Origin of the sequence: Mesorhizobium sp. M7A.F.Ca.CA.002.15.2.1, from assembly GCF_003998715.1 — a bacterium.
GTDB lineage: Bacteria > Pseudomonadota > Alphaproteobacteria > Rhizobiales > Rhizobiaceae > Mesorhizobium > Mesorhizobium ciceri.
Genome location: NZ_RZPI01000666.1, coordinates 1 through 3011 on the forward strand (window position 1 = coordinate 1; position 3011 = coordinate 3011).

The following is a 3011-nucleotide window of genomic DNA, read 5'->3' on the forward strand; positions in this document are numbered from 1 at the left end:
CCGCCATGCGAGCCCTTGCCGTCGATGGTCGGCTGCAATCTCTGCGTCAATGTCTGCCCGGTCGAGAACTGCATTACCATGGAGCCGCTGGCAGCCGGTGTGATGGACCAGCGCACCGGCAGGCCGGTATCGCCGGTCTACGCCAACTGGACCACGCACCCGAACAACCCGATGGCCAAGGTGGCTGCGGAGTAGGAACTCCCCCAAGAGAAAAACGGCGCTTTCGAGCGCCGTTTTTCATTTTCCTATTGCAGATATGAATTATCCACGATAGTATGTATCCATGAATAAGGAACCTGTTCGATGAAGCTGGGCGAGGGTGTTGAAGCAGCCATCCATTGCGCCGCCACGCTGGCCAGTGTGGAAGGCAATAGCACCATGCCGGGCGCCGCTCTCGCCGAGGCCTTTGGCCTTTCGCCGAGCTATCTGCTCAAGCATCTCAACATGCTGAGCGCGGCGCGCGTCCTGGAATCGGTGCCCGGGCCTGCCGGTGGCTATCGGCTGGCGCGGCCAGCCGAGCGCATCACGCTGCTCGACATCGTGCTGGCCGTCGAGGGCCGCGAGCCGGCCTTCCGCTGCGGCGAGATCCGCCAGCGCGGTCCGGTGAAGCTCGATGCGTCGGCCTATGTGAAACCCTGCGGCATCAACGCCGCGATGCTGAAGGCCGAACGCGCCTATCGCGCCGCGCTCGCCGAGACCAAGCTGTCCGATATCGTGGCCACCTACGCGGCAGAAGGCGATCCCAGGTCGCTTGCTGCGAGCTGCGCCTTTGTCGAGCGCCACCAGCGGCCGCAGAAATCCAGTTAACTCCAAAACCTCAAAACCCAAGCAGACGTGAAAGGACGAGACGATGAAACAGAGGCTGCAATTTTTCGCCAAGGCGCCGGAGATCATGAAGGCGGTGTCGGCGCTCAACAAGGCGGTGGACGAATGCGGGCTCGAGGTGAGCCTGCTGCACCTGATCAAGCTCAGGGCTTCGCAGATCAATGGCTGCTCGTTCTGCGTCGAGATGCACAGCCGCGAGGCCAGGCGCGACGGCGAGACCGAGCAGCGGCTCTATCTGGTTTCAGCCTGGAAGGAATCGCCGCTGTTCTCGGAGCGTGAACGCGCGGCTTTGGCCTGGACCGAAGCCGTCACCCTGATCGCCAACAACGGCGTGCCGGACGAACTTTATGCACGTACGCTGGAGCATTTCTCAGAAGAGGAGCTGGTCAAGCTGTCCGTTGCGCTCGGCATGATCAACACCTGGAACCGGCTGTGCATCCCGTTCCAAGCCATACATCCGATGCCGGCGGCCAAGGCTGCCTGATTGTCCAATCATGTTGGGAGCGCCGTGGAGAGCGCGCTCCCACTGCCTTAAACCTTTAAAGGGGAGAGTTTGATGCCTGCGGATTTGCCTTCGACCTTGTTGTTTCTCGCTCGCCTGCTGCTCGGCGGCGCCTTCGTTTTCGCCGGCCTGCGCAACATCCAGAACGCGGCCTTCCTGACCCAGCTGATGGCCGCGCGCGGTGTGCCGCAGGCGCGGTTGGCACTGTGGACTGGTATCGTGCTTCAGGTCGCCGCCGGTGTGCTGGTCATCGCAGGATTGTGGACGGCACTCGCGGCCACGGTGCTGCTGCTGTTCCTCATCGTCGCCACGCCGATGTTCCACAATTTCTGGGACCATCAGGGTCCGGACCGTGCGTCCCGCATCAATGGCTTCGTCGGGAATGTTGCCCTGAGCGGTGGCTTTCTGACCCTGATCGCGCAATCCGTTTGACGCACAGTTCCATGCCGACTGCGGCCTCTGGTGCCGACGGCTCGACCATAAAATCGGAACCAATCGAGCCGTTGACGCATTTCACACCTGCATGCCCAGCATCCAGGATGAAATATGAAAATCGCCCATGTCGCGCCGCTTTATGAATCGGTGCCGCCAAGGCTCTATGGCGGCACCGAGCGCATCGTCTCGTATCTGACCGAAGCGCTGGTCGATCTGGGTCATGAGGTGACGCTGTTTGCCAGTGGCGACAGCCAGACCTCCGCGAAGCTGGTACCCAGCCGGGAACGCGCGTTGCGCCTCGATCCGCGTCCGCTCAAATCCGAGATCGCGGCGCATCTTTCGATGCTTGCGCAGGTGAGGGAACGGGCGTCGGAGTTCGACGTCATCCACTTCCACCTCAGCCACTTCCTGCATTTTTCCTTCTTTGAGGATATTGCGGAGCGGACGGTGACGACGCCGCATGGCAGGCTGGATTATGTCGACCTGGCGCCGGCCTATGAACGGTTCCCGCGCTTTCCCCTGATTTCCATTTCGCACAGCCAGAAGGCGGGCCTTGCCAACGCCAACTGGTTGGCGACGATCCATCACGGATTGCCGACTGCTCTCTACGAGCCGACGTTCGAGACGGCCGCCGAAGAACCCTACCTTGCCTTCCTCGGCCGGTTCTCACGCGACAAGCGCCCGGATCGCGCCATCGAGATCGCCTTGCGTTCGGGGCTCAAGCTCAAGCTCGCGGCAAAGATCGGCGACGACGATCGCGCCTATTTCCGTGAGGTGGTCGAGCCTTTGATCGATGGCGATCGCGTTGTCTATGTCGGTGAGATCGAGGAAAACCAGAAGGCGGAATTTCTCGGCAAGGCGGCAGGCCTGCTGTTCCCGATCGACTGGCCGGAGCCGTTCGGCCTTGCCGCTATCGAGGCAATGGCCTGCGGCACACCGGTCATCGGCTGGAGTTGCGGTGCGCTGCCGGAGATCATCGATCAAGGCGTCACCGGTTTTATCGCTGACACAATGGATAGCGCGGTCGCTGCGGTGCCGGACTTGCTGCAACTCGACAGGCGAAAGGTGAGGGCCGTTTTCGAAAAGCGGTTCTCCGCCCGAAGAATGGCCGGCGACTATCTGGCCGCCTATGCGGGCCTGATCGGCGTCCCGAGCACGGCGAAGGCGTCTTGAGCAGCGACGTGCTCGAGCCACGGCAACGAAACAACAGGGATCTTTGACGAATGGCCCAACTCGATGAGCGCCAGCT

General features: G+C 61.8%; 4 protein-coding genes and 1 pseudogene. All 5 read left to right on the top strand.

All coding sequences use genetic code 11. The features are described 5' to 3' along the window. Nucleotides 1-195: pseudogene (locus tag ENZ74_RS27185) on the top strand (hypothetical protein); the annotation flags it as partial. A 108-nt stretch (nt 196-303) separates the two neighbouring features. Then, the gene (locus ENZ74_RS27190) at nt 304-807 is read left to right on the top strand and encodes an Rrf2 family transcriptional regulator (RefSeq protein WP_013530895.1); all 504 of its coding nucleotides are present in this window, start codon (nt 304-306) and stop codon (nt 805-807) included. Nucleotides 808-850: 43 nt separating this feature from the next. Then, a complete protein-coding gene (locus ENZ74_RS27195; RefSeq protein WP_024501510.1) occupies nt 851-1309 on the top strand; it encodes a carboxymuconolactone decarboxylase family protein in 459 nt (152 codons plus the stop codon). 72 nt (nt 1310-1381) lie between these two features. Next, nucleotides 1382-1759, top strand: a complete 378-nt coding sequence (locus ENZ74_RS27200) for a DoxX family protein (RefSeq protein WP_013530897.1) — start codon at nt 1382-1384, stop codon at nt 1757-1759. Between the two features lie 114 nt (nt 1760-1873). After that, nucleotides 1874-2935 carry a glycosyltransferase family 4 protein gene (locus tag ENZ74_RS27205; protein ID WP_013530898.1) on the top strand — a complete coding sequence of 354 codons (1062 nt, stop codon included), beginning with the start codon at nt 1874-1876 and terminating at the stop codon, nt 2933-2935. The last annotated feature ends 76 nt before the right edge of the window (nt 2936-3011 follow it).

Excerpts from the sequence above, each read along its gene's own strand:
- ENZ74_RS27195 (WP_024501510.1), top strand. The coding sequence starts at position 851 with ATGAAACAGAGGCTGCAATTTTTCGCCAAGGCGCCGGAGATCATGAAG.
- ENZ74_RS27190 (WP_013530895.1), top strand. The coding sequence starts at position 304 with ATGAAGCTGGGCGAGGGTGTTGAAGCAGCCATCCATTGCGCCGCCACG.
- ENZ74_RS27200 (WP_013530897.1), top strand. The coding sequence starts at position 1,382 with ATGCCTGCGGATTTGCCTTCGACCTTGTTGTTTCTCGCTCGCCTGCTG.
- ENZ74_RS27205 (WP_013530898.1), top strand. The coding sequence starts at position 1,874 with ATGAAAATCGCCCATGTCGCGCCGCTTTATGAATCGGTGCCGCCAAGG.